23 protein-coding genes are annotated in these 23,971 nt (G+C 64.9%); 16 read left to right on the top strand and 7 right to left on the bottom strand.

Features of this window, described 5'->3' with window-relative positions; all coding sequences use genetic code 11:
- Positions 1–17 precede the first annotated feature (17 nt).
- From OZ411_RS29415 to OZ411_RS29345, 15 genes are all read left to right on the top strand, one after another.
- Complete coding sequence (locus tag OZ411_RS29415) at positions 18–788, top strand: pyridoxine 5'-phosphate synthase (protein WP_282530766.1); 771 nt, start codon at positions 18–20, stop codon at positions 786–788.
- Positions 785–1,204, top strand: a complete 420-nt coding sequence (gene acpS, locus OZ411_RS29410) for a holo-ACP synthase (protein ID WP_282530765.1) — start codon at positions 785–787, stop codon at positions 1,202–1,204. Before OZ411_RS29415 ends, acpS begins: the two co-directional genes overlap by 4 nt.
- A gap of 285 nt (positions 1,205–1,489) precedes the next feature.
- Positions 1,490–2,248, top strand: coding sequence for a signal peptidase I (gene lepB / locus OZ411_RS29405; protein ID WP_282530764.1), 759 nt, complete (start codon positions 1,490–1,492; stop codon positions 2,246–2,248).
- Positions 2,245–3,069 (top strand): ribonuclease III, encoded by an 825-nt coding sequence (rnc, locus tag OZ411_RS29400; RefSeq protein ID WP_130581847.1) that lies wholly within the window; start codon positions 2,245–2,247, stop codon positions 3,067–3,069. The genes lepB and rnc overlap by 4 nt, the downstream gene beginning before the upstream one ends.
- Complete coding sequence (gene era, locus OZ411_RS29395) at positions 3,059–3,988, top strand: GTPase Era (protein WP_282530763.1); 930 nt, start codon at positions 3,059–3,061, stop codon at positions 3,986–3,988. Before rnc ends, era begins: the two co-directional genes overlap by 11 nt.
- Positions 3,989–4,001: 13 nt before the next feature.
- A complete protein-coding gene (locus OZ411_RS29390) occupies positions 4,002–4,382 on the top strand; it encodes a hypothetical protein (RefSeq protein WP_130581849.1) in 381 nt (126 codons plus the stop codon).
- Positions 4,383–4,502: 120 nt separating this feature from the next.
- On the top strand, positions 4,503–5,258 hold the full coding sequence (gene recO, locus OZ411_RS29385; RefSeq protein ID WP_282530762.1) for a DNA repair protein RecO: 756 nt from the start codon (positions 4,503–4,505) through the stop codon (positions 5,256–5,258).
- A gap of 132 nt (positions 5,259–5,390) precedes the next feature.
- Positions 5,391–5,972 carry an aminotriazole resistance protein gene (locus OZ411_RS29380; RefSeq protein WP_130581851.1) on the top strand — a complete coding sequence of 194 codons (582 nt, stop codon included), beginning with the start codon at positions 5,391–5,393 and terminating at the stop codon, positions 5,970–5,972.
- A gap of 23 nt (positions 5,973–5,995) precedes the next feature.
- Positions 5,996–7,546 (top strand): ATP-binding cassette domain-containing protein, encoded by a 1,551-nt coding sequence (locus tag OZ411_RS29375; RefSeq protein ID WP_282530761.1) that lies wholly within the window; start codon positions 5,996–5,998, stop codon positions 7,544–7,546.
- Positions 7,533–8,216, top strand: coding sequence for an energy-coupling factor transporter transmembrane component T (locus OZ411_RS29370; protein ID WP_282530760.1), 684 nt, complete (start codon positions 7,533–7,535; stop codon positions 8,214–8,216). The genes OZ411_RS29375 and OZ411_RS29370 overlap by 14 nt, the downstream gene beginning before the upstream one ends.
- A complete protein-coding gene (locus OZ411_RS29365) occupies positions 8,213–8,842 on the top strand; it encodes a phosphoribosyltransferase family protein (protein ID WP_282530759.1) in 630 nt (209 codons plus the stop codon). The genes OZ411_RS29370 and OZ411_RS29365 overlap by 4 nt, the downstream gene beginning before the upstream one ends.
- Before the next feature lie 77 nt (positions 8,843–8,919).
- Complete coding sequence (parC, locus tag OZ411_RS29360; RefSeq protein WP_130581855.1) at positions 8,920–11,172, top strand: DNA topoisomerase IV subunit A; 2,253 nt, start codon at positions 8,920–8,922, stop codon at positions 11,170–11,172.
- A gap of 211 nt (positions 11,173–11,383) precedes the next feature.
- Positions 11,384–12,313 (top strand): cation diffusion facilitator family transporter, encoded by a 930-nt coding sequence (locus OZ411_RS29355; protein WP_282530758.1) that lies wholly within the window; start codon positions 11,384–11,386, stop codon positions 12,311–12,313.
- A gap of 54 nt (positions 12,314–12,367) precedes the next feature.
- Positions 12,368–13,327: a CDF family Co(II)/Ni(II) efflux transporter DmeF gene (dmeF, locus tag OZ411_RS29350; RefSeq protein WP_282530757.1), complete on the top strand. Its 960-nt coding sequence runs from the start codon at positions 12,368–12,370 to the stop codon at positions 13,325–13,327.
- A gap of 107 nt (positions 13,328–13,434) precedes the next feature.
- Positions 13,435–14,253, top strand: a complete 819-nt coding sequence (locus OZ411_RS29345) for an N-acyl homoserine lactonase family protein (RefSeq protein WP_282530794.1) — start codon at positions 13,435–13,437, stop codon at positions 14,251–14,253.
- Positions 14,254–14,274: 21 nt separating this feature from the next.
- On the opposite strand, the gene OZ411_RS29340 is transcribed toward OZ411_RS29345, so the two are convergent.
- Positions 14,275–15,435: an MFS transporter gene (locus OZ411_RS29340; RefSeq protein ID WP_282530756.1), complete on the bottom strand. Its 1,161-nt coding sequence runs from the start codon at positions 15,433–15,435 to the stop codon at positions 14,275–14,277.
- A 129-nt stretch (positions 15,436–15,564) separates the two neighbouring features.
- Between OZ411_RS29340 and OZ411_RS29335 the strand changes: the two genes are divergently transcribed.
- Positions 15,565–16,824, top strand: a complete 1,260-nt coding sequence (locus OZ411_RS29335) for an adenylate/guanylate cyclase domain-containing protein (RefSeq protein ID WP_282530755.1) — start codon at positions 15,565–15,567, stop codon at positions 16,822–16,824.
- A 111-nt stretch (positions 16,825–16,935) separates the two neighbouring features.
- Here the strand turns inward: OZ411_RS29335 and OZ411_RS29330 are convergent, their stop codons facing one another.
- The 6 genes from OZ411_RS29330 to OZ411_RS29305 form a co-directional block, all read right to left on the bottom strand.
- Positions 16,936–18,150: a Bcr/CflA family efflux MFS transporter gene (locus OZ411_RS29330; RefSeq protein ID WP_282530754.1), complete on the bottom strand. Its 1,215-nt coding sequence runs from the start codon at positions 18,148–18,150 to the stop codon at positions 16,936–16,938.
- Between the two features lie 143 nt (positions 18,151–18,293).
- Positions 18,294–19,538 (bottom strand): MFS transporter, encoded by a 1,245-nt coding sequence (locus OZ411_RS29325; RefSeq protein ID WP_282530753.1) that lies wholly within the window; start codon positions 19,536–19,538, stop codon positions 18,294–18,296.
- Positions 19,539–19,675: 137 nt separating this feature from the next.
- Positions 19,676–21,433, bottom strand: coding sequence for a flotillin domain-containing protein (locus OZ411_RS29320; protein ID WP_282530793.1), 1,758 nt, complete (start codon positions 21,431–21,433; stop codon positions 19,676–19,678).
- Between the two features lie 11 nt (positions 21,434–21,444).
- Positions 21,445–22,104 (bottom strand): OB-fold-containig protein, encoded by a 660-nt coding sequence (locus OZ411_RS29315; RefSeq protein WP_282530752.1) that lies wholly within the window; start codon positions 22,102–22,104, stop codon positions 21,445–21,447.
- On the bottom strand, positions 22,101–23,231 hold the full coding sequence (locus OZ411_RS29310; protein WP_282530792.1) for a PspA/IM30 family protein: 1,131 nt from the start codon (positions 23,229–23,231) through the stop codon (positions 22,101–22,103). Before OZ411_RS29310 ends, OZ411_RS29315 begins: the two co-directional genes overlap by 4 nt.
- 308 nt (positions 23,232–23,539) lie before the next feature.
- Positions 23,540–23,971 (bottom strand): porin (locus OZ411_RS29305; protein WP_282530751.1); only part of this gene is annotated, 432 nt, incomplete at its 5' end.

Genomic DNA, 23,971 nt, shown 5'->3' with positions numbered 1-23,971 from the left:
TGGCAGCGAGTTACATCATGCCCGTTCCGCCGCTCCGCCTTGGAGTCAATGTCGATCACGTCGCGACGCTGCGTAATGCGCGGGGCGGGGCGCGGCCCGATCCGGTGCGCGCGGCGCTCTTGGCCATCGAGGCCGGTGCCGACGGCATCACCGCGCATCTGCGCGAGGACCGGCGCCACATCCGCGATGAGGACATGGCGCGGCTGAAGGCGGAGATATCAAAGCCCCTCAATTTCGAGATGGCGGCGACCGACGACATGCTGCGGATTTCGCTCGCCACCAAGCCGCATGCGGTCTGCCTGGTGCCGGAACGGCGGCAGGAGCTTACTACCGAGGGCGGGCTGGACGTGGTCGGCCAGCATAATGCCCTGGCCCCGTTCATCGCGCGGCTGAGCGACGCCGGCATCCGGGTGTCCCTGTTCATCGCCGCCGACCCCAGGCAGATCGAGATGGCGGCGAGGCTGAAGGCGCCGGTGATCGAGATCCACACCGGCGGCTGGTGCGATGCCGTGGTCGACGGCGACAGGGAAAAAGCGGAAGCCGAGTGGCGGCGCATCGTCGAAGGCGCCAAAATGGCGCAGGCGGCCGGGCTCGAGGTCCATGCCGGCCACGGGCTCGACTATGACACGGCCGAGACGATTTCGGCATTGCCCGAGATCAGGGAACTCAATATCGGCTACTTCATGATCGGCGAGGCGATCCTGGTCGGCTTGAAGGAGACCGTCCGCGCCATGCGCGAGGCGATGGACCGTGGCCGCAAGGCGATCGAGGGTGCGGGCGCGGCATGATCCTCGGCATCGGCTCCGACCTGATCGACATCACCCGGATCGCCAAGGTGATCGAGCGCCACGGCGACCGTTTCCTCGATCGCATCTTCACCGACGTCGAGCGCGCCAAGGCGCTGCGCCGCGCGAACAGCGAGAAGATGGTGGTCGCGACCTATGCCAAGCGCTTCGCCGCCAAGGAGGCCTGCGCCAAGGCGCTCGGCACCGGGATCATGCGCGGCGTCTGGTGGCGCGATATGGGGGTGGTGAACCTGCCCGGGGGGCGCCCGACCATGCGGTTGACCGGCGGGGCACTGGAGCGGCTCAAGCAAATCACCCCTGATGGACTCGAGGCGCAGATCGACCTTTCGATCACCGACGACTGGCCGCTCGCGCAGGCCTTCGTCATAATTTCGGCGGTCGCACCGGCCAAACCTTGAGTCGGTGGACAGTGCGGCGCTCCGGAATCGGGTAAAACTAAAAAATCGTTGATTTTTCAATTGATTATGAAGTTTTAACGCGGCTCTTGATTGCGCGCCCCGTAACAACCGTCTAAAACGCCGCAGGGTAAACCGAGCCAGGGCAAATTCGGGTTCGCGCCGGGACTTGCTCTCTACACCAGACGTAGGAACCATCTTCGTGACGCGAACGCGGAAAGCGCGATTCGCGTGAGGAGCGCGTTCTGCCACCGCGCAGTTAAGGCAGTTGCGGGAATTGGGAAAGCGATGAGCGTGACCACAGGGACGAAATCCGAAAGCGGCCTCGGCGAGACAGTCCGGGTCGTCATCCATGCGCTGATCATCGCGCTCGTGATCCGTACCTTCCTGTTCCAGCCCTTCAACATCCCGTCCGGCTCGATGAAGGCGACGCTGCTGGTTGGCGACTACCTGTTCGTGTCGAAATATTCCTACGGCTACAGCCACTACTCGATCCCGCTGTCGCCGCCCCTGTTCTCCGGCCGCATCTTCGGCTCGGAGCCGAACCGCGGCGACATCGTCGTCTTCCGCCTGCCGAAGGATGATTCGACCGACTACATCAAGCGCGTGATCGGGTTGCCCGGCGACCGCATCCAGATGAAGGAAGGGCTGCTCCACATCAACGACGTCCCGATCAAGCGCGAGCGGCTCAGCGACTTCATCGGCGAGGACCCCTGCGGATCCGAGGCGACCGCACGCGTCAAGCGCTGGAAGGAGACGCTGCCCAACGGCGTCAGCTATGAGACGCTGGATTGCGTCGACAATGGCTTCTACGACAACACCAATGTCTACACCGTGCCGGCCGGCCACTTCTTCATGATGGGAGACAATCGCGACAATTCGACCGACAGCCGCGTGCTGTCGTCGGTGGGCTACGTGCCGTTCGAGAACCTCGTCGGCCGCGCGCAGATGATCTTCTTCTCGATCGGCGAGGGCGAGCACGCCTGGATGTTCTGGCGTTGGCCGTCCGCGGTGCGCTGGAATCGCCTATTCACCATCGTGCGATGAAAGACGATACGCCTGTCATCCAGAGTCTTCCGACTGCCGGCGAGCCGAGCGAGCAGCCCGACGCGGTCGGCACCGCTGCGCCGAAGAAGAAGCGCAGCAAGGCCAGCAAGGCGGTCGCCGAGAAGGAGGCGGTCGCCGCAACCGAGGCGCGTATTGGCTACAAGTTCTCGGATCCGGCGCTATTGATGACGGCGTTCACCCATGTTTCCGCGCTGAAGCCGGCCACCCGCCACCGCGCCGACAGCTACCAGCGGCTTGAGTTCCTCGGCGACCATGTGCTCGGATTGATCATCTCCGACATGCTCTATCGCGCCCATCCACGCGCGGACGAGGGCGAATTGTCGAAGCGTCTCGCCGATCTCGTGCGCAAGGAAAGCTGCGCCGACGTCGCCGAGCAACTCGGCCTGCTCGACGACATCAAGCTCGGCATGGTCAAGGCGGTCGAGGGGGCACGGTTGCGCAAATCCGTGCTGGGCGACGTCTGCGAGGCCGTGATCGGGGCGATCTTCCTCGACGGCGGCTACGAGGCCGCGGCGAAATTCGTCGAGCGGAACTGGATCGACCGGATGCGCAAGCTCCGCCGGCCGCTGCGCGATCCCAAGACCATGCTGCAGGAATGGGCGCAGAGCAGGGGCCTGCCGACGCCCGTCTACCGCGAGGTCGAACGCACCGGGCCGCATCACGATCCGCAATTCCGCGTTGCCGTCGATCTGCCGGGCTTGGCGCCGGCCGAAGGCGTCGGCCCGAACAAGCGCGCGGCGGAGAAGGCGGCGGCGTCCGCAATGATCGCCCGCGAAGGCGCCGGCAGTCATGACGGCTGAGTCGAGGGCGGAGGCCGATCCGGCCGGGACGCGTTGCGGCTTCGTCGCCCTGATCGGGGCGCCGAACGTCGGCAAGTCGACGCTCGTCAACGCGCTGGTCGGCTCGAAGGTCACCATCGTCTCGCGCAAGGTGCAGACGACGCGCGCGCTGATCCGCGGCATCGTGATCGAGGGCAATGCGCAGATTATCCTGGTCGACACGCCCGGCATCTTTGCGCCGCGGCGGCGGCTGGACCGCGCCATGGTGTCGACTGCCTGGAGCGGGGCGCATGACGCCGACCTCGTCTGCGTGCTGCTCGATGCCAAGTCCGGCATCGATGCGGAAGCCGAGGCGATCTTCGCCAAGCTCGATAGCGTGGCCCATCCGAAGATCCTGGTGCTGAACAAGATCGACCTGGTGCCGCGCGAAAAGCTGCTCGCCTTGGCGAAGGCCGCCAACGACCGCCTGCGGTTCGAGAACACTTTCATGATCTCGGCGTTGTCAGGCGATGGTGTGGACGATCTGCGCAGGGCTCTGGCAAGCATGGTGGCCGCCGGGCCGTTCCTCTATCCCGAGGACCAGATGTCGGACGCGCCGATGCGGCACCTGGCGGCCGAGATCACGCGGGAGAAGATCTACCAAAAGCTCCACCGGGAACTGCCGTACCAATCGACGGTGGAGACCGATAGCTGGACCGAGCGCAACGACAAGTCGATCCGCATCGAGCAGACGATCTTTGTCGAGCGCGAGAGCCAGCGCAAGATCGTGCTCGGCAAGGGCGGCGCCACGATCAAGTCGATCGGCGCAGAGGCGCGGAAGGAGATCGCCGAGATCACGGGCGTTCCCGTGCATCTGTTCCTGTTCGTCAAGGTGCGCGAAAATTGGGGCGACGATCCCGACCGCTACCGGGAAATGGGACTGGAGTTTCCCAAGGAATGATCGGGCTCTTCCGATGAAAGTACCCAGAAACGTGCTTCTGTTCGAGGTGCTGCTGTATCTGTCGCTGACGCTGGACGCGCTGTCGGTGGCGTTCCAGGACCGCACCCCGGGTGGCGAGATGACCGAGCAGATGATCACGGTCGTCACCTGGATGCAGGCCGGCCTGATCCTGCTCCTGGTCTACTTCGTCTATTTGGCGGCGCAGCACCGCAAGAACTGGCCGCGCTGGGTGCTGGCGGCGGTGCTATTGCTGTCGGTGATCTCGCTGTTGCAGGTGATCGGCAGCACCGGCATCCAGCTCGACAGCGGCGTCGAGGTGATCTCCTGCGCGCTGACGGCGGCGGGGCTCTATTTCTCCTTCACCGGCGACGCCCACGGCTGGTTCAACGCGTGAGGATGCGTAGGGCGGATTAGCCGTAGGGTGGGCAAAGCGAAGCGTGCCCACCATTCACGATCGGTGCAAGAGAGGTGGGCACGCTACGCTTTGCCCACCCTACATGCTACTCTCCACCCCATGGAGTGGACCGACGAGGGCATCGTGCTCGGGGTGCGGCGGCATGGCGAATCTTCCGCCATTGTCGAGCTCCTGACGCGCGAGCACGGCCGCCATCTCGGCCTGGTGCGCGGCGGAGCCAGCGCGCGGATGCGGCCGCTGCTGCAGCCCGGCAACAGCGTCACCGCGATCTGGCGGGCGCGGCTCGACGAACATCTCGGCTATTACCAGCTCGACGGTACGCAGTTGCGCGCGGCGAACCTGCTCGCGTCATCGCATGCCGTTTATGGCGTCACCCATCTGGCTTCACTGGCGCGGCTGTTGCCGGAACGCGATCCGCACCAGGACATCTACGAGATGCTGGAGCGGACGCTGGATGATTTCGAGGATGCCGGCGGTGCCGCTATCCATCTCATCCGCTTCGAGCTGGCGATGCTGGCCGAACTCGGCTTCGGGCTCGACCTCTCGAACTGCGCGGCGACCGGCGCGACCTCCGAACTGGTCTACGTCTCGCCGAAATCGGGCGGGGCGGTATCGCGCGCCGCCGGCGAACCCTGGCGCGACCGCCTGATGCGGCTGCCGCCCTTCCTGCGCGATGACGATGACGGCGCGGGTGCCTGCTCGGACCAGGACCTGCTCGACGGCTTTGCGCTCACCGGCCGCTTCCTCCTGCGCAACGTGCTCGAGCCGCGCGGGCAGGGGCATTCCGACGCCAGGGACGGCTTCATCAACGCGGTGGTGCGCCGTCGGGCCCGGATCGCGGTCACCCCGTCCTGACGGCAATGCGCGCCGAAATTGCCAACCTACACATGGTGGTTCTATTGCGTGCGCCCCTCGGCCTGTTCCATGCCGCATGGCCCGAAACTTGCCTGAAAGATCTCAGGGCAAACTCATGACGGGGAGCATGCAATGAGTACGCAAATCACCTACAGCGAATCCGACTCGGTCGGTTTCTTTCCCATCGTCCTTGCGGTCGTCTGCGGCGTGGCGACGGGCGTGTTGTGGGCCTACGCCAATCCGATCCAGCTCGTGCCGGGCGTGATCCAGTGGCGCATCTTCGCGTTCCTGCCGCCCTTGATCGGGCTTCTGCTCGGGCCGAAGAGCGGGTTCATCTGCGGCTATATCGGCACCATCGTCTGGTCGCTGCTCGCCGGCACCTTCATTCCCGCGCATTCGCTTGTTGTCGACGGCATCATGGTCGGACTCACGGGCGCCGTGCCGCCGATGCTGGTCAATCTGCGCAAGACCAATTTCGATCTGTCGATGCCGGTGCTGCTCAAGATAGCGGTGATCTGCGCGGTGGTCGGCATAATCATGGTGGCGGCGGTGTCGGCGAGTCTGGCGGTGCTCGGCATTTTCCCGTTCTGGTATGCGATGCTCTATATCGGCCTGTCCGACATCGTGCCGATGGTGATCGGAACGCCGCTGCTGGTACGTCCGGGCGCAAGGCTGCTTGCCGGCATCAGTCGGGGCACGCTGCACCGGTTTTGACCGCCCTTCGGGAGCGCTACTTGATGCTTGATCTGCGTGGGGTGAGCGTCGGCTTTCGGGCCGACGCTCACGTGCTGTCCGATATCAACCTCTGTCTCGAAGCCGGCAGCACCACGATTGTGACGGGGGCGGGCGGTTCGGGAAAATCGACGCTGCTTGCGGTCGCGGCCGGTCTCATTCCGAAGCTGATCCGGCCTCACCACATGCAGGGCGCGGTATCGCTTGACGGCACCGATCTCGGGGCAATCGGCGGCAGCGACTTGTTTCGCCGCGTCGGCCTCGTGCTGCAATCGGTCGAGGACCAGGTCTGGGACCTTTCCGTCGAGGATCTGATCGCCTTTCCGCTGGAGAACCGCGGCGTGGCGCAGGCGGAGATCCGCACGCGCGTCGGCAGCGTGATCGAGCAGATGAATATCGGCCGGCTGATCGGGCGCACGGTGCGCACGCTCTCGGGCGGCGAACGACGGATTGCGGCGCTCGCCTCGGCGCTGGTCTGGCAGCCGGATGTACTGATCCTGGACGAGCCGACCAGCGGGCTCGATCCTGACGCGCGGCTGCGCATGATCGGAATCCTGCGCGAGCTTAAGAGAACGAAGCTGACGCTGTTGATCGCCGAGCAGGATCTCGCCCGGTTCGATGATGTGGCCGATCGCGTGGTGTTCCTGAAGGAGGGCGGCATCGTCGACGATCTGCCCTGGCAGGCGGCCGTGCGCGCTACCACGCCGTATGCGGTCGCCGGTATCGAGCCGCCCTTTGCGCCGCCGGTGCCTCGGGCTGTGGTGCAGCCGGCACAGTCGGACGCGGCGCTCTCGGTCAAGCAGCTTTCGAGTACGCTCCGCCGTCCGAACGGCGAGCCGGTGCTGCGGTCGATCGAGCTTTCGCTTGGAAAAGGCGAGGTGGCGGGGCTGATTGGCAGCAACGGCGCCGGCAAGACGACGCTGATGCGCACGCTGCTCGGCCTGCAGAAGGCGGCCGGCGGAGCGATCGAGATCGGCGGCCGCGATAGCGCCGGCTGGACCATCGCGCAGCGGGCGCGCGAGATCGGCTATGTCGCGCAGAACTTGCGGCGGATGTTCTTCCTGCTCTCGGTCGTGGAGGAGGTCGTGTTCTCGCTGTCCGGCGGCGATGCCGGCGCCAAGGCCGTGGCTGCGCATCGCGAGCGGGCGATCGAGCTTCTGAAGGGCGTCGGCCTCGGCGATCGCGCGGAGCTTTCGCCATTCGCGCTGTCGGCGCGCGAGCAATTGATGCTGGCGCTGGTCTGCATCGAGGCGACCGCACCGTCGGTCGTGATCCTGGATGAGCCGCTGATCGCCTGCGATAGCGTCTCGCGTGCCGGCGTGCTGGCCTTCCTCGACCGCTGCCGCACGCGGGGCTGTGCGGCGCTCCTGGTCTCGCACGACCTGCAGCTTGTCGACCGCGCCGCCGACCGCGTGCTGATCCTGGAGGATGGCCGGCTGGCGTTCGACGGGACGACCGAGGCGGCCTGGTCTTCGGACGTATTCGCGCGCCGCGGCTGGCCGCGCCCGGATCGCAATGCGGCGTCGATCGGAGGAGGCCACCGTGCATCGGCTTGATCGCATCAATCCGTTCGTCAAATTGCTGGCGGCGCTGGTGCTGTCATCGCTCGGCTGGGTCGCCGGCAGCGCGTTCGTTGCCGGCTTGCTCGCCGCGATCGTGCTGGCGGTCGTGATTGCCTGCCGGCTGCCGCAGACCAAAGGCTATCTGAAACTGATGGCGCTGGTCGGCGGCCTGGTGACGCTGAGCTGGACCTTGAGCTTCGTCTGGAACGGGACGCCGCTCGCCGCTGCGATGGATGATGCGCTGCGCATGGCATTCCGCCTGATCGCGACCACCGGCAGTTTCTTCGTCGCGATCGAGACCACTTCGGCCGGCACGCTGCTCGCGGCCTGCAGCCGGCTGCGGTTGCCGGGTTCGCTGACGCTCGTGCTGGTGCTCGTGATCGGCATGATCCCGCTGATGCGCGAGGAGTTTTACAGCATCGGCGAGACCCAGCGGGCGCGGGGCCTCGAACTCGACCGCGGGCCGCTGCCGCGACGCATTCTCTACGCGCTGGCGCGCGGCGTGCCTCTGATGGTGCAGACGTTTCGCATGGCTGAGACGATCGCGCTGGCGCTGTCGATCTACGGCTTCGACCCGAAGATGGCGCGCACAAGCTGGCGCGACATCGGCTGGCTCACCATCCAGACCGACTTTCCTCTGACAAGCCGGGGCAGGACCACATGAGCGCACTCACACCCGCCACCTATACCGTCGACGTTGGCGGCGAGCCGACGGAGCTGCCGCTCGTCGCAATCAACGAGCGGCTGGCGATTTCGCTGCTGATGGTGATCGACATGGGCGTCGGCTTCGGCGAGCGGATCGGAAAGGCGCTGGCCGTGCGGCTGAAGGAGAAGAAGCCGGACATCGTGGTCGGCGCGGCGACGCTCGGCATTCCCGTTGCGATCGAAGTCTCGCGTCATCTCGGGCTCGACCAATATGTCATCGTGCAGAAGTCACCGAAGATTCATTTGGGCGACGCGCTGGTCGAATATGTGCAATCGGTGACCTCATCCGGCTCGCAGCGACTCCTGCTCGACCGCCGGGCGATCCCGCTCCTGAGGGGCAGGCGGGTCGTCGTGGTCGATGACGTGGTGGCGACCGGCTCGAGCCTAGCTGCGACCTTGAAGCTGGTGCGGCAGGCCGGCGCCGAGGTCGTCGGCGTCGGCGTGATCCTGACCGAGGGGCACGAGTGGAAGAAGGTGCTGGGCGCCGATGCCAGTCTCGTGACCGGGCTCGGCCATATCCCGCAATTCAACATCGCCGATGGCCATGCCACGCCGGATCCCGCGACCCTAGCGGGCGCGGGCTGAAAAATCGGGCTTTTTCTGCGGGGTATGGTGCCGAATCGATTCTTGCCCGATTCGCCCGAAGCGGTTAACCCGTCGGCATGGGAAAAGCACTGATTCCGCCGGAACCGCCAGAGGTTCACGAGGTACCGCTGCGCGATGCGCTGGAAGAGCGCTATCTCGCTTACGCGCTCTCGACCATCATGCATCGCGCGCTGCCGGACGCCCGTGACGGGCTGAAGCCGGTGCACCGGCGCATCCTTTACGGGATGCGGCTGCTGCGCCTCGATCCGGGCTCGCCGTTCAAGAAATCGGCGAAGATCGTCGGCGACGTGATGGGCTCGTTCCATCCGCATGGCGACCAGGCGATCTACGACGCCATGGTGCGCCTCGCGCAGGATTTCTCCTCGCGCTATCCGCTGGTCGACGGCCAGGGCAATTTCGGCAATATCGACGGCGATAACCCGGCTGCCTACCGCTACACCGAAGCGCGCATGACCGATGTCGCGCGGCTGCTGCTCGAGGGCATCGACGAGGACGGCGTCGAGTTCCGCGCCAACTACGACGGCCAGTCGAAGGAGCCGGTGGTTCTGCCGGGCGGCTTCCCGAACCTACTCGCCAACGGTTCGCAAGGCATCGCGGTGGGCATGGCGACCTCGATCCCGCCGCACAACGCCGCCGAGCTGTGCGACGCCGCGCTACATCTGATCGAGAAGCCCGACGCCAAGTCGAAGGCCCTGTTGCGGTGGGTCAAGGGACCGGATTTCCCGACCGGCGGCATCATCATCGATTCCAAGGAAGCGATCACCGAGGCCTACACCACCGGCCGCGGCTCGTTCCGCACCCGCGCGCGCTGGAAACAGGAAGAGGGTGCGCGCGGCACCTGGGTGATCGTGATCACCGAAATCCCTTGGTTGGTGCAGAAATCGCGCCTGGTCGAGAAGATCGCCGAGCTGCTTAACGAGAAGAAGCTGCCGCTGGTCGGCGACGTCAGGGACGAATCGGCCGAGGACATCCGTCTCGTGATCGAGCCGAAGTCACGCACGGTCGACCCTGAGCTGATGATGGAATCGCTGTTCCGGCTGACCGAGCTGGAAAGCAAGATTTCGCTGAACCTCAACGTGCTGGTCAAGGGCCGCATCCCCAAGGTGGTGGGCCTCGCCGAGTGCCTTCGCGAGTGGCTCGACCATCTGCGCGATGTGCTGGTGCGCCGCTCCAACTACCGCAAGGGCCAGATCGAGAACCGGTTGGAAATCCTCGGCGGCTACCTGATCGCCTATCTGAACATCGACAAGGTGATCAAGATCATCCGCACGGAGGACGAGCCGAAGCCGGTGCTGATGAAGACCTTCAAGCTCACCGAGATCCAGGCCGAAGCCATCCTCAACATGCGCCTGCGCTCTCTGCGCAAGCTGGAGGAGATCGAGATCCGGACCGAGGAGAAGGACCTCCGCAAGGAGCTGAAGGGCATCGAGTCGCTGCTCCGCTCCGAGACCGAGCAATGGGCCAAGGTCGGCGAGCAGGTGCGGAAGGTCCGCGATATGTTCGGGCCGAAGACGCCGCTCGGCAAGCGCCGTACCACCTTTGCGGATGCGCCCGAGCATGATCTCGCCGCGATCGAAGAAGCCTTCGTCGAGCGCGAGCCGGTCACCGTCGTGATCTCCGAGAAGGGCTGGGTGCGTACGCTCAAGGGGCATGTTGCCGATCTCTCGGGCCTTGCCTTCAAGACCGACGACAAGCTCGATCATGCCTTCTTTGCCGAGACCACGTCGAAGCTCCTGCTGTTCGCCACAAACGGGAAATTCTACTCGCTCGATGTGGCAAAGCTGCCGGGCGGCCGCGGCCATGGCGAGCCGATCCGCATGTTCATCGACATGGAGCAAGATGCCGCGATCGTGTCGCTGTTCGTCAACAAGGGCGGCCGCAAATTCCTAGTCGCGAGCAGCGAAGGGCAGGGCTTCGTCGTCAATGAGGACGATTGCGTCGGCACCACCCGCAAGGGCAAGCAGGTGCTGAATGTCGATATGCCGAACGAGGCGCGCACGCTCGCAACCGTCGCAGGCGACACCGTGGCGGTGATCGGCACCAACCACAAGATGGTGCTGTTCCCGCTTGACCAGGTGCCGGAAATGGCCCGCGGCCGCGGCGTGCGGTTGCAGAAATACACCAGCGCCTCGCTGTCCGACGTCGCGGTGTTCGATTCCAAGGCGGGCCTGACCTGGAAGGACTCCGCAGGCCGCGAGCATGGCATGAGCATGAAGGAGCTCGCCGACTGGCGCGGCAACCGCGCCGACGCCGGCCGCCTCGCGCACGGTCTGCCGAAGTCGAACAAGTTCAACCGCGGGATCGAGTAGTGGCTGGCTGTTGTAGCCCGGATGGAGCGAAGCGCAATCCGGGGCCGGCCCATCCGCGTCGAGATAGTCCCGGATTACGCTTCGCTCCATCCGGGCTACGTTTTCTCGCTTCAACAATCGCCAGCGGTGGTTATGGTCCCGGCTCAAGGCCGGAACGACAGCGAAATTGCTGTAATAGTATTCGTAAATCGGCGCGCTATAAATTCTTCCCATGGCGCATCAACATCACGATCACTCCCATGCGCATGATCATGCCGGGCACAGCCATGCCCCGGATGATTTTGGCCGGGCGTTTGCCATTGGCGCATCGCTCAACACCGCCTTCGTGATCGCCGAGCTGGTGTTCGGCTATGCCGCCAATTCGCTGGCGCTGATCTCCGATGCCGTCCACAATCTTTCCGACGTGTTCTCGCTGCTGCTGGCATGGGGCGCGGCGTGGCTTGCGGGAAGGCGGCCGACGGAGACGCATACTTACGGCTATCGCCGCGCCTCGATCCTCGCCGCGCTGTTCAATGCCGGGCTCCTGCTGGTCGCGGTCGGCGGCATCGCGGTGGAGGCGGTCAACCGGCTGCGCGAGCCGGCCGAGGTGGCGGGCTGGACGGTGGTCTGGGTCGCGGCGCTCGGCATCCTCGTCAATGGCGGCACGGCGCTGCTGTTCATGCGCGGCCGGCACGGCGACCTCAACATCCGCGGCGCCTATCTCCATATGGCCGCCGATGCCAGCGTCTCGCTGGGCGTCGTCATCGCCGCCCTGCTGATCATGTCGACGGGATGGTTGTGGATCGACCCGGCAATCAGCCTCGTCATCGCGATCGTCGTGCTGGTCAGCGGCTGGGGTCTGATGCGCGATAGCGTCAACCTCGCGCTCGATGCGGTGCCGAGGGGCATCGAACTGGTCGAGGTGAGGGATTTTCTGCGCACGCTCGATGGCGTCTCGGAGGTGCACGATCTGCACATCTGGGCCATGAGCACCAACGAGACGGCGCTGACCGCCCATCTGGTGCGGCCGGGCGGACATGACGATGCGTTCCTGCACCGCGTCTGCACGGAGCTCTCGCACCGCTTCAAGATCCATCATGCGACGCTGCAGGTCGAGGCCGACGGCGCCGCCTGTAAACTCGCGCCCGAGGAACTAGTCTAACGGCCGTCCGTCGCAATCGCTATATTCGACGGGCGGACTATCCGGAGATGAACCATGCATTCGCATTCGATCGAACAGTGGACCCACGATCACGCGTTCCTGGGAGCGACGCACGCCCATAACGAACGGCGCACCTGGCTGGTGGTGGCGCTCACCACGGTCATGATGATCGGGGAGATCACGGCGGGGTGGTGGTCCGGCTCGATGGCGCTGCTCGCCGACGGCTGGCACATGGGAACGCATGCGGCGGCGCTGGGCATTGCCGGGCTGGCCTATCTGTTCGCACGGCGCCAGTTGGGCAACGAGCACTTCAGTTTCGGCACCGGCAAGTTCGGCGATCTCGCCGCCTTTGCCAGCGCGATCATCCTGGCGATGATCGCCGTGCAGGTCGCCTGGGAAAGCGTGGACCGGCTGTTCCATCCGGTGTCCATTGCCTATGGCGAGGCGATCTCGGTTGCGGTGCTCGGACTTGCCGTCAACCTCACCAGCGCCTGGCTGCTGCGAGACGACCACGACCATCATCACGGTCATGGCCATTCTCATGACCATGACGACCACCATCATCACCATCACGACAACAATCTTCGAGCGGCCTATGTCCACGTGATGGCGGATGCCGCAACCTCCATCCTCGCCATCGCGGCGCTGCTGGTTGCGATGTCCGCGGGGTGGGTGTGGGCCGATCCGGCAGTCGGGATCATCGGCAGCGCCGTGATCGCGAGCTGGGCCTATGGCCTGATCAAGGCGTCAGGCGCGATCCTGCTCGACGTCAGCGCCGACAAGAAGCTCGAGGCGGTCATTCGCGACCGGCTCGAGACCAAGGGCGACCGCGTCACCGATCTGCATCTGTGGCAGGTTGGCCCCGGTCATCGCGCGGCGGTGATCTCGGTTGTCTCCGACCATCCGCTGCCGCCCGCGACCTACAAGCGCCGCCTCGGCGGCCTGCACGGTCTCAGCCATGTCACGATCGAGGTCGAGACGTGTCCGCATCACGAGCCGGCGCACGCCGCTTGAGAGATCAAAAGACCGTCAATGGCGACGATTGCCGCTGGCGATGACGTAATATTCCTTCCTCGAACGCTGGGGTCGATTGGTCGAGGGAGCAGAACGTGAAGACAACAATCGGTGTTGCGGTGGTGTTGCTGTCGGTTGCGGCGGCTGCGGGTCCTGCGCGGGCGCAATCGGAAAAGCCCGGCGTCGAGAAGCTTTACATCCTCAATTGCGGAGAGGGTGTTGCGGGCGACATCTCGCGCTGGTCGCCCGGTGTCAACGAAGGCAAGTCGATGGATTTCGTCGACAACTGCTATCTGATCAAGCACGCGCAAGGGTGGTTCCTGTGGGATACCGGTATTCCCGACGCGGTGGCGGGCATGCCCGACGGGCTCGTGCCGCCGGATCCGAAAGCGGTGACCTGGCGGCGTCCCAAGACGCTGGCCGCGCAGCTCGACCAGATCGGCGTGAAGCCGTCCGACATCAAGGCGATGGCGGTCTCGCATACCCATCCCGACCACATCGGCAATGTGGAGATGTTCCCGACCGCGATGCTCTATGTGCAGAAAGCCGAATATGATTGGCCCGGTGCCGACAACCAGCCGCGCTTCAAGGCGGAGCATCCGGTGACCAAGCTGGACGGCGACCGCGATGTGTTTGGTGACGGCAATGTGGTGATCCTGTCGACGCCCGGGCACACGCCGGGCCACCAGTCGCTGTTGGTGAAACTGCCGAAGACCGGGGCGGTCGTACTTTCGGGCGACGCCGTTCACTTCAGGGACAACTGGGATAACCGCCGGGTGCCGTCGATGAATGCCAGCAAGGAGCAGACGACGGCCTCGATGCAGAAGATCGCGGAGACGCTCACGAAAGAGAAGGCGCAACTCTGGATCAATCACGACAAGGCCCAGCGCGATAGCCTGAAGATGGCACCGGCGTTTTATGAGTGATGGAGCAGATGGAGTGGCTGCCTATTGTGGTGTCGGCTTGGTGTCGCGCAGCAGGAGCAGTGCGCCGAGCGCCGCGAGACTGAGCCCGGAGGAGACGATCAGGATGCCATTGCCCATGCGCTCGAGCAACAGCCCGAACAGCAACGGGGCCGCCGCCTGCGCCATCCGGGCCGGGGCGCCGATGATGCCGAGGCGGTAGGCGTAATTCTGCGCGCCGAAGATCGCGAGCGGGAGGGTGCCGCGCGAAATGGTCAGGATGCCGTTGCCGGCGCCGTGGCAAAGCGCGAAGACGCTTGCCGCGCCGCCGCCGGCGATCGCCACGATCGCGGCGCCAATCGGATGACCGAGACAGGCCAATTCGGTCGAAAGCAGCGGGTGGTAGCGGCTGAGCAGCCACGCCTCGATCGTGCGCGCGCCGACCTGGGCCGGCCCGATCAGGGCGCCGGCGGCGATTGCCTGCACCGGGGTCGCGCCGGCCGCTTCCAGGATGCGCGGGAAGTGCGCCGCCATCGCGCCGGTGACGGTCCAGGCGGTCGCGAACGCAAACGCCAGCAGGATCATCGGCCGGTCGATCGGGATATGCGGCTTCACCGCATTGGCCGCCGCGGCCTTGGCGCCGGGGATTGGCGGCAACATCAGCCAGTTGAGCGGCAGGCCGATCAGAAGATGTGCCGCCGCCCAGGCAAAGCAGGTATCGCGCCAACCGATCGTCTCCAGCCCCCACGCACTCAGCGGCCAGCCGACGGTGGAGGCAAAGCCCGCCATCAGCGTGATGCCCGTGATCGGGCGCCGCGCCGCCTCGCCATAGATGCGCCCGAGCGCGCCGAAGGCGGCATCATAGAGGCCATATCCCATGCCGATCCCGAGCAGGAGCCAGGCGAGCAGCAGCAGCGGAATGGATTCCGTGAGGCCGAGCAGCACCAGCCCTGCCGCCAGCGTCAGATTGGAGATCGACAGCACGGACCTGCCGCCGACCAGGTCGATCTGGCGGCCGATCCGGGGGCCGAGCAGGGCCGAGAGCACGAGCGAGGCGGAGAAGGCGGCGAAGATCCAGTTGGGCGCGATGCCGAGATCGCTGGCGATGGGATCAGCGAGCACCGCGGGCAGGTAATAGCTCGAGGCCCAGGCGAGCGTCTGGGTGGTGCCGAGCGCCAGAATGATCGGAAGCTGCCGGGCGCTCATCGGTCCGTCGCGTTTCTGTCTTGCCTCGTTGTTCCCGCATTTGCCGCTGCCGCGGAAGTGTCGTCAAGTCGCGCCCGAGGAGCGCCGACCGATCTTTCGCGCGACATGATTGCCCGGCATAATCCGCGTATGGAACTCACACCCCGCCTGCGCCTGATGAACTGGCTGGTCAGACAGGGTCTGACGGGCCTGCCCGAAAACGACCTGCTGCGCGGCTTCTGCGAACGCTGCCGCGCGGCCGGAATGCCGCTGTCGCGCGCCATCGTCTTCATCGACACGCTGCACCCGATCTTCGAAGGCCGCGGATTCCGCTGGAACGACAGCGAGACCAACGAAAGCGATGCTTTCGAATACGGCTCGACCAGCAGCGGCGATGCCAGCCAGACCTGGCGGCGCTCGACCTTCTACCACATGCTGGAAAGCGGGCAGGACGAGATGGCGATCGACCTGGCCGATTGCGCCACGCTCGATTTCTCGATGATCAACGAACTCGCGGAAAAGGGCCACAAGCATTTCATCTCCTTCGTGCACCGGTTCGGCGAAGCCGGCACGATCGGCGAGATGGACTGCTTCTACTCCTACTGGACCACCCGCCAGTCCGAGGGGTTTGGCGAGCATCACATGGCGGCGCTGCGCGACTTGGTGCCGGTCCTTGGGTTGGCGGTGAAATCAGCAGCGCAGGTCGACATCGCACGCACCTTGGGGCGGGTCTATCTGGGGCGCGAGACCGCCGAGCAGGTGATGCGCGGCCGCATCTCGCGCGGCGTCACCGAGCGCATCAAGGCAGTGTTGTGGTATTCGGACGTTCGCGGCTCGACCGCGATCAGCGAGCGCATCGGGCCGGACGAGATCATCCCGTTCCTCAACGATTATGCCCAGGCTTCCATCGACGCGATCCACGATGCCGGCGGCGAGGTGCTGAAGCTGATCGGCGACGGCGTGCTGGCAATGTTCACGCAGGAGAACATGGCGATCGCCAAGCGCGCCGCGCTCCGCGCCGAGCACCGCTTCCGCCGCAATTTGAATGCGCTCAACGCCCGCCGTGCCGGCGAGGGACGGCCGACCACCTCAGCCTATGTCGGCTTGCATGTGGGCGAGGTGTTCTATGGCAATATCGGCAGCGAGGACCGGCTCGATTTCACCGTGGTAGGGCCCGCGGTCAATGAGGTCAGCCGGATCGCTTCGATGTGCAGCTCGGTCGACCGGGAGCTGCTGACTTCGCAGGCCTTCCGGGATGGCCTGGATGGGGCAGGGCGGAACTATCTGGTTTCGACCGGCCGCTTCGCCTTGCGCGGCATCAGCCGGGCGCAGAATCTCTATACGCTCGATCCAGACATTGCAGCGGACGAGGTGGTGGCCGGAAAGTACGAGCGCTACCTCGCGAGCTAGCTCCGCCTTATCTGTAGCCCGGGTGAAGCGCCAGCGTAACCCGGGGACGGCCGCAAACGCGGACGCAGATGTCCCGGGTTGCGCTCCGCTCCACCCGGGCTACGCGCTGGCCTACTTTGTGCGCAGCGCGTACAGGACGACCGCTATCAGTGAGAAAGCGGTCAGCACCACGCCGAGCCCGAACATCGCCTCGTGCGGCACGGTCGCAGCGAGCCATACCCCGATCGCCGCGCTCATCATCTGCCAGAAGCCGAGTAGCGCGGAAGCCGCACCCGCCTTTTCGCCGAAGGGCGAGAGCGCCTGCGCGACGCCGAGTGGGTTGACGATGCCCATGCCGAGCAGGAACACGCTCATCGCAGTCAGGAACGGCAGGAAGCTCGGGGTGAAGAGCGAGACGAAGAGCATGGCAGCCCCGCCGATGGCTGCTGCCAATAGCGCGCCCTTGATCGAGCGGTCGAGGCCAAAGCGCGGCGCAAGCCTTGTCGCGAGCCAGCCGGAGGCGAATACAATCAGCACCGTGCCGGCGAAGAACAGGCCGAGCTCGATTGGCGAAAAATGCAGCGCCTCGATCAATATCCGGGGCGCGGCCGAGAACATCGCAAACAGGCTCCCCATGATCAGGCTGACGGTTGCCGTCGGCACCACGAAGCGGCGATCCGCGATCAGGCCGAGATAGGTGCTGATGATGGCGAGGGGGTTGAGCGGGATCCGCGTCGAACGATGGGTCTCTCCGAGTGCGGCGCCATAGGCGAGCGCGCCAAGCGCTGCAAAGGCCGCGACCAGCACGAATTCCGAGCGCCAGCCGAAATAGTGATCGAGCGCGCCGCCGAGCAGCGGCGAGAAGCCGGGCGCGGCCGCCATCGCGATCATGATCAGCGCCATCGCCCGCGCCAAGGCGGCGCCGGTGAACAGGTCGCGGGCAATGGCGCGCGACAGCACCGACGTTGCGCAGGCGCCGGCGGCCTGGACGACGCGGCCGATTAAGAGGTTCGGGAGGTCTTCTGCAAGGCTGCACCAGACGCTGCCGGCAAAGAATACCGCGAAACCGATCAGGACCGGCCAGCGACGGCCGAAGCGATCCGAGATCGGACCGACCACGAGCTGGCCGAGCGCGAACATGGCGAGAAAGATCGTGATGGCCGACGTGACGGCCGCGGTCGTCACGTTCAGCGAGGCCGCCATCTGCGGCAGCGACGGCAGCAGGATGTTGGTGGCCAGCGTGCCGGTCGCCGCAAGCGCGGCCAGAACCGCGATCTGCAGCACGCCGGAGGAGGATCGGGGGCGAGATGCGGCGGCAGCATCAAGGGTTGCAGTCTGGTCAGTCATGGTGTTCCCGCTCGGATATTGAATGACATGTATCATACAAAGCGGGAAAGACTAGCCACTAATTTTGCCGTCATGGCTGGACATCCGGTCATGACGTAAAACATTCTCCAATCGTGGATGAGGTCAGTTGAGTCCTTCTCTCATCAACACGCCGCCGGTTCGCTGACCATGTCGGGTTGCCTGACGAGCGAGACCGCCGGCGACAGCAGGATCACCAGCGCCTGCGCGGCGAAGATTGCCGCGGCAAGGTAGAGGCAGGTCTCCGCGCCGAAAAGCCCGCCGACGATCGCGCCCAGTGCAGAGCCGAGCGGGCGCGCGCCGTAGCTCATGATGTTGATGGCGGAGACACGGCCGAGCAGCGAAGGCGGCGTCACCGATTGCCGGAGCGTTGTCGTCGAGATCACCCACAGGATCGGGCCGACGCCGAGCAGGAAGAAGCTTAGGCCCGCAAGCAGCGGCGTAGGGACGATCGTCGTCAGCGCCATGATGGTGGAGGCGATGAAGCCCGTCACCGGGCCGAGCCCGATCACCGTGCCGAACGCAAGACGCCGCATCACCCGCGTCGCCGCAAGCGCGCCGACCACCATGCCAACACCGTACATCGCGAGCGTGGTGCCGACACCGGTTGCGGAGAGGCCGAGATGCCTGACGGCATAGGGCACGAACACCGCGAGCAGCAGGAAGGAGGCGGTGTTGAAGATGAACTGGGTGATGAACACCGGCCGCAGCAACTCATGACGAAACACGAACACGGCGCCTTCCTTGATCTCCAGCACCGGATGTCGGCGGGGCGCCGGCGCGCGGCCCGGCTCGTGGATACCGGCCAGCAGCACCACGGCGATCACCGAAAGCGCGGCGGCAAATCCGAAGGCGGGCGCGGCACCGACCCATCCGACCAGCACGCCGCCGAGCGCCGGCCCGCTGGCGAAAGCGACAGTGCGGGCCAGTTCGATCCGCGCATTCGCCGTCGGCAACTGATCCGGCGTCACCAGCGACGGTACCAGCGCAGGCGCGGCCACGCTGTAGGCAACCGTCCCGCACACAGCGATGAAGCCGAGCACCGAAAGCAGCGGCAGCGTCAACAGGCCGAGCAAGATTAGGAGCAGTGTTGCGGCCAGCGCCGCCGCGCGCAACGCCTCGGAACCCGCCATCAGGACGCGCCGCGAGAAGCGGTCGGCGAGCAGGCCTGCGGGGATCGCAAACAGGATGAAGGGCAGCGTCAGTGCGGTCTGCAGCAGGCCGGTCTGGCCCTCGCCGACGCCGAGCAGGAGCACCGCTACGATGGGAGCAGCGGCCAGCGCGATCTGCTCAGCCGACTGTGCGGCGAGGTTCGACCAGGCCAGGCGGCCGAAGGTCGAAGGCAGGTGAGGGGTCTTGAGGGCGGACATGGCAGACTTCCGTCGAAGTTTTGAGTCCGCCAAAGTGTGTGGTTTGAGCTTCTCCGATCCCACCCGTTTCCCGATAAGCAGGAGGCCCGCCGTGGGGGGAACACGGCGGGCCGTTGGATGCGATGGATGGTTCGGGACTATGCCCTCGTTTCCGCCGCCGGCTTGCTCAACGCAGCGGCTGGCGCCGGGCTCGCCGCGCCGTTGGTTGCCGCTGGCACTTCCTCGGCGGCGCCCACTTCCGCCTTCCGCTGTGCCAACGCGCTGGTGAGGCTGGTCAGCGCATCCGGTCCCGTCGGGAAACCGGCCTCGCTCAGGATCTTGTCGATCATCGGCTTGAAGGCGGAGACCGACAGCAACTGCGCGGCGAGGCCGTCGCCCAATCCTATCCCGCCAATGCCATTCAAATGGCCACTGCCGCCGCGGCCGAGCATGCCGCCGGTGTCGAAGATCCGGATGTCGGAGATCTTCTCGACCGGCTTGACGGCCTCCGCAAGCGCGTTCGGGATGACGTTGATGCGCGCGAGATTGAGGTCGTACTCGATGATCGCCGCGCTCAGTCTGTTGCGCGCTTCGGTCTTCAAGGTCGCGACTTCCGCTTCGGCCTGGCCGAGCGCCCTGACGCCGGCGGCACGGGTGGTGGCGGCATTGGCATCGGCCTGGGCGAGCACGTTGGTGGCTTCCGCCTTGTTGTCGGCGGCCTGCCGTTCGGCTTGTGCCATGACCGTGATCGGCATCGCCTCGGTCTCGGCCACCTTGCGCGCCGCGATCACATTGATGATGCGGTCGCGTTCGGCGATTTCGGTGGCTCGGGCGGTCGTGACCTTTTCCTCCGCGGCGATCGCAAGCGCGCGCGCAGTTTCGGCAATGGTTTGCGCTTCCGACTGGTCCTTGCTCTTGTCGGCGACCAGGATCGCCGCTTCTTGCGCGACGATCTCGAGTTCACGATCAGCTTCGGTGGTGCGCCGCTTGACCGCGAGATCGGCTTCGATCTTCCGGGTGTCGCGGGCCTGGTTGGCCTCGGTCTGCTTGTTGGCGACCGCGAGTTCCTGCTGGATGCGGTATTCGGCTTCCTTCTGCAGGGCCGTCTGCTCGGCTTGCGCCGTCTCCGCGCGCATCGAGGCAGTCTTGTTGGCGATGTCGCGCTGCTGGGCCAACTCCGCCTCGCGCTTGATCAGCTCGATCGTCAGCGTGGTCTGGCGCGCGACCAGATCCTGCTGGGCGATATTCACTTCTGTATTGCGGATGATCTGGTTGCGTTCCTGCTCACGCTGCTTGGTGATGTTGGTCAGCGTGGTGAGACCGTGGGCATCGAAGAAGTTGCTCGGGTTGAAATGCTTGATGTCACTCTGGTCGAGCCTTGTCAGCGACACCGATTCAAGCTCGAGGCCGTTGTTCTCGATATCGGCGCCGACCGCATCCTGCACCGACTTGACGAATTTCGCTCGCTGCTCCTGGAGCTCTTCGAGATTCATGGTCGCAGCGACCGAGCGGAGGCCGTCGACGAATTTGGCCTCGATCAATTCGCGCAGTTCGACGGCGTTGTTGGTGCGGCTGCCCAGCGTCTGCGCCGCGAGCGCGATCGAAGAAGTGTCGGGTTTGACGCGCAGATAGAACTCCGCACCGATATCGACGCGCATGCGGTCCTTGGTGATCAGGGAATCCGGGCCGCCGCGCACGACTTCGAGCCGGAGCGTCTTCAGGTTGACCGCCGCCGTCGAGTGGAAGATCGGGAGAACGACCGAGCCGCCGTCGAGCACGACCTTCTGGCCGCCGAGCCCGGTCCGCACATACGCTTCATCCCGCGTCGACCGTTTGTAGAGTTTGGCGAACATCAACCCGATGACGAGGATGGCGAGGACGCCAATGACGACGGGTACAGCAAGTTCCCACATGATTATGCCCTGTATTATGCTTTGCTGGATGATGCTTGTTGTTCAATCAAGTCGGCGGGTGCGGCAATTGCGATAAAGCTCTTGGCGTCACGGTCGACCAGCAAGACAGCGGCGCCGACCGGCAACGCCTCGGAATCGCTCGCGGCACGCGCCGACACGGTATGCCAATTGCCGAAGACATCCTTGAGACGGACGCGACCGGGAAGTCCTTGATCCAAAGGACCGACGGTCACGGTGGCGACCTTGCCGACAAAGTCGCTATCGCTCACCGCATAGGTCTCGTCCCGCGGGATGATGCGGGCGAGACCGCGACTTGTGGTTCTGATCAGAGGAACGCTGGCGGCGGCGGCGGCCAGTGCAACGATCGAAACCGGCAGGGCGGTGCCCACGCTGTGAGCGAGGCCCTGGATCAAAAATCCTCCGATGGCGAAGATGCCGAGCGCCAGGATGATGAGGATCAGGAGGGGCAGTCGGCCGGCATTGATCCAGAGAAACAGACCGTTGAGGCCGTTGTTCTCGGCGTCGACAGAAAAATCCTTGCCGAAGAATTCGCTGATTGAAAATCCGATCATGGTAGTGAGCAGTTCAATACCGCCCAAGGCCACCATGATTGCTGCCGCGACCGCGAAGGGCCGTACGTCGGGGGCGAGCAGAATGTCGCCGATTGCACTCATTGTTGCGACTTGATCCTTTCAAGCCGCGCCGCGATTTCCTTCTCGCGGTGCAGTCTATCGAGCTCGTCGAGCTCTTTGTCGGCGAAGACGCTGGAGGCAGGCACACCCGTCACCCGCGCGATCGCCGCCATGGCCCGATCGGGACTCACAGTTTTGGTCGCGGCTGAAGCCCGTCCGGTTTCATGCACCGCTTGCTGCGCGAGACTTTTCTCGAGATCGGCAAGCCGGGATTCCGCTTCGCGTCGTGCCGCAAGCATCGCCTGTAACGCCTTGGTCTGTTCGTCGATTTCGAGCTCGACGAAATCCATCGCGCGTTCGAGTGCAATGCCCTGGGACTCAAGATCAATTTGTCGTGCAACGCCGGCGCGCGCGAGATCTTCGCGACCCTCGGTGAGCGCCAGACGCACTTTTTCGTTCAGGCTTGCGACTTCGGCGTCGAGTTCTTCGCGCCGCTGCTTGAGGCGGAATTCTTCGGCGCGCGATTTGCCGAGCGCATGGCGCGCCTCGTCAGCGCCGGCGTCGATCTCGCGGATCGCCTGTTTCACGAGGGCGACCTTGTTGCTGTTTTCCGCGTTGTCGAGCGTCTGGCTGGCGATGGCCGCCAGCAACCGTCCCATGCGTGCAAGGATACCTTCGTGAACCATCGTCTTCTCCTCCGGTGGTGTTGATTTCGATTTGACGGCGATGTGGATTTCATAAGTCCTGCCGTCCGAGACCAAGTGAGCCGGGAAGGGGCTTTCCCAGCCGGCAAGATATCCCGGCACTTCGAATGGGACCAAGACGCGTCCTTTGACAGTGCTAACGGTGAGTGAAGTTGGTCCCTTGATCGAGAACAACTTCTCGTCGAGCGGAATGCGACGCACGGTCGCGCCCGGCACGTAGTTGGCGCGGCCGCGCAAGCCGAGCGTGACGAGGCGCGCCGGTAGATCGGTCTCCTTCCGGATCCTTTCGTAGGCCTGGGCATGAAGAGCGACCAGATTGGCGCCGACAGGGGCAACCTCGGCGAGAATCGCCATCATCCGGTCATAGGCGGCGAACGTCGCCTCGATCGCAGCGATGCCCGCTTCATCGGGTGCGAGCGCATAGCGCAGGGTCGCCGTCGGTGTTTCCGGGAGCAATTTGATCATGTCAAACAGTAAAGCACTTCCTGGGTGCTTTACAAGTTGCGAGGGTCGCATTTCGGCCTCGGCGTAGTTGCGAATGAATCGCAACAACAAGGCCGATTCCGGCATTCTGGCGTTATGGAGGGTCCGATCAGCGGTCTCACTCTCGACGCCCGCCAAAGATGCGAAGCGCCACTCGGGCTAATGCGCCGATGCGTGAGATGAAGGCGATGGTCGAAAAGCGTTGTTCACGGCGGGCGGCACGAGTGACGGCCGGTGTCAGTTCACCATTGGCCGCCACGATCAGCAGGCTAAGCTTCGATGCAACCCCGTCAGAAGTTGCGCTGGGCGCGAAGCTGCAGTTGGAACGTGTCCTGATCGCTGAACTCGTAGCGCGCGGTAGGCTTGGGGGCCGAAGCTCCAAGGACCGCGGAGCCCTGGAATTTCTGGTCGAGGTGGAACCACATGAATTCGGCGGAGAAGGTCAGGTTCTTGACCGGGGTCCAGCGGGTGATGAGACCAAGCTGCGACAAGTTGAAGTCGGGGTTGCAGACGTAGTCCGCACTGACGGCTTTGCCGGGCGTGGTGTAGTTCGCGCAAATGAAGGCCTTGGCCGCGCCATCATAGCGGACGCCCACATACGAGCCGAAGAGGCTCGACGACCAATATGGGTCCCAGTTGTGGTTGAATGCACCGCGAACGCCAAAGGCCTCCGTCAGATGCAGCGAGCCGTCGCCGCCGGCTGCGACCGGCAGATAGACGGC

Origin of the sequence: Bradyrhizobium sp. Arg237L, from assembly GCF_029990105.1 — a bacterium.
Lineage (GTDB): Bacteria > Pseudomonadota > Alphaproteobacteria > Rhizobiales > Xanthobacteraceae > Bradyrhizobium.
This window is presented reverse-complemented; position numbering and strand designations above follow the sequence as displayed.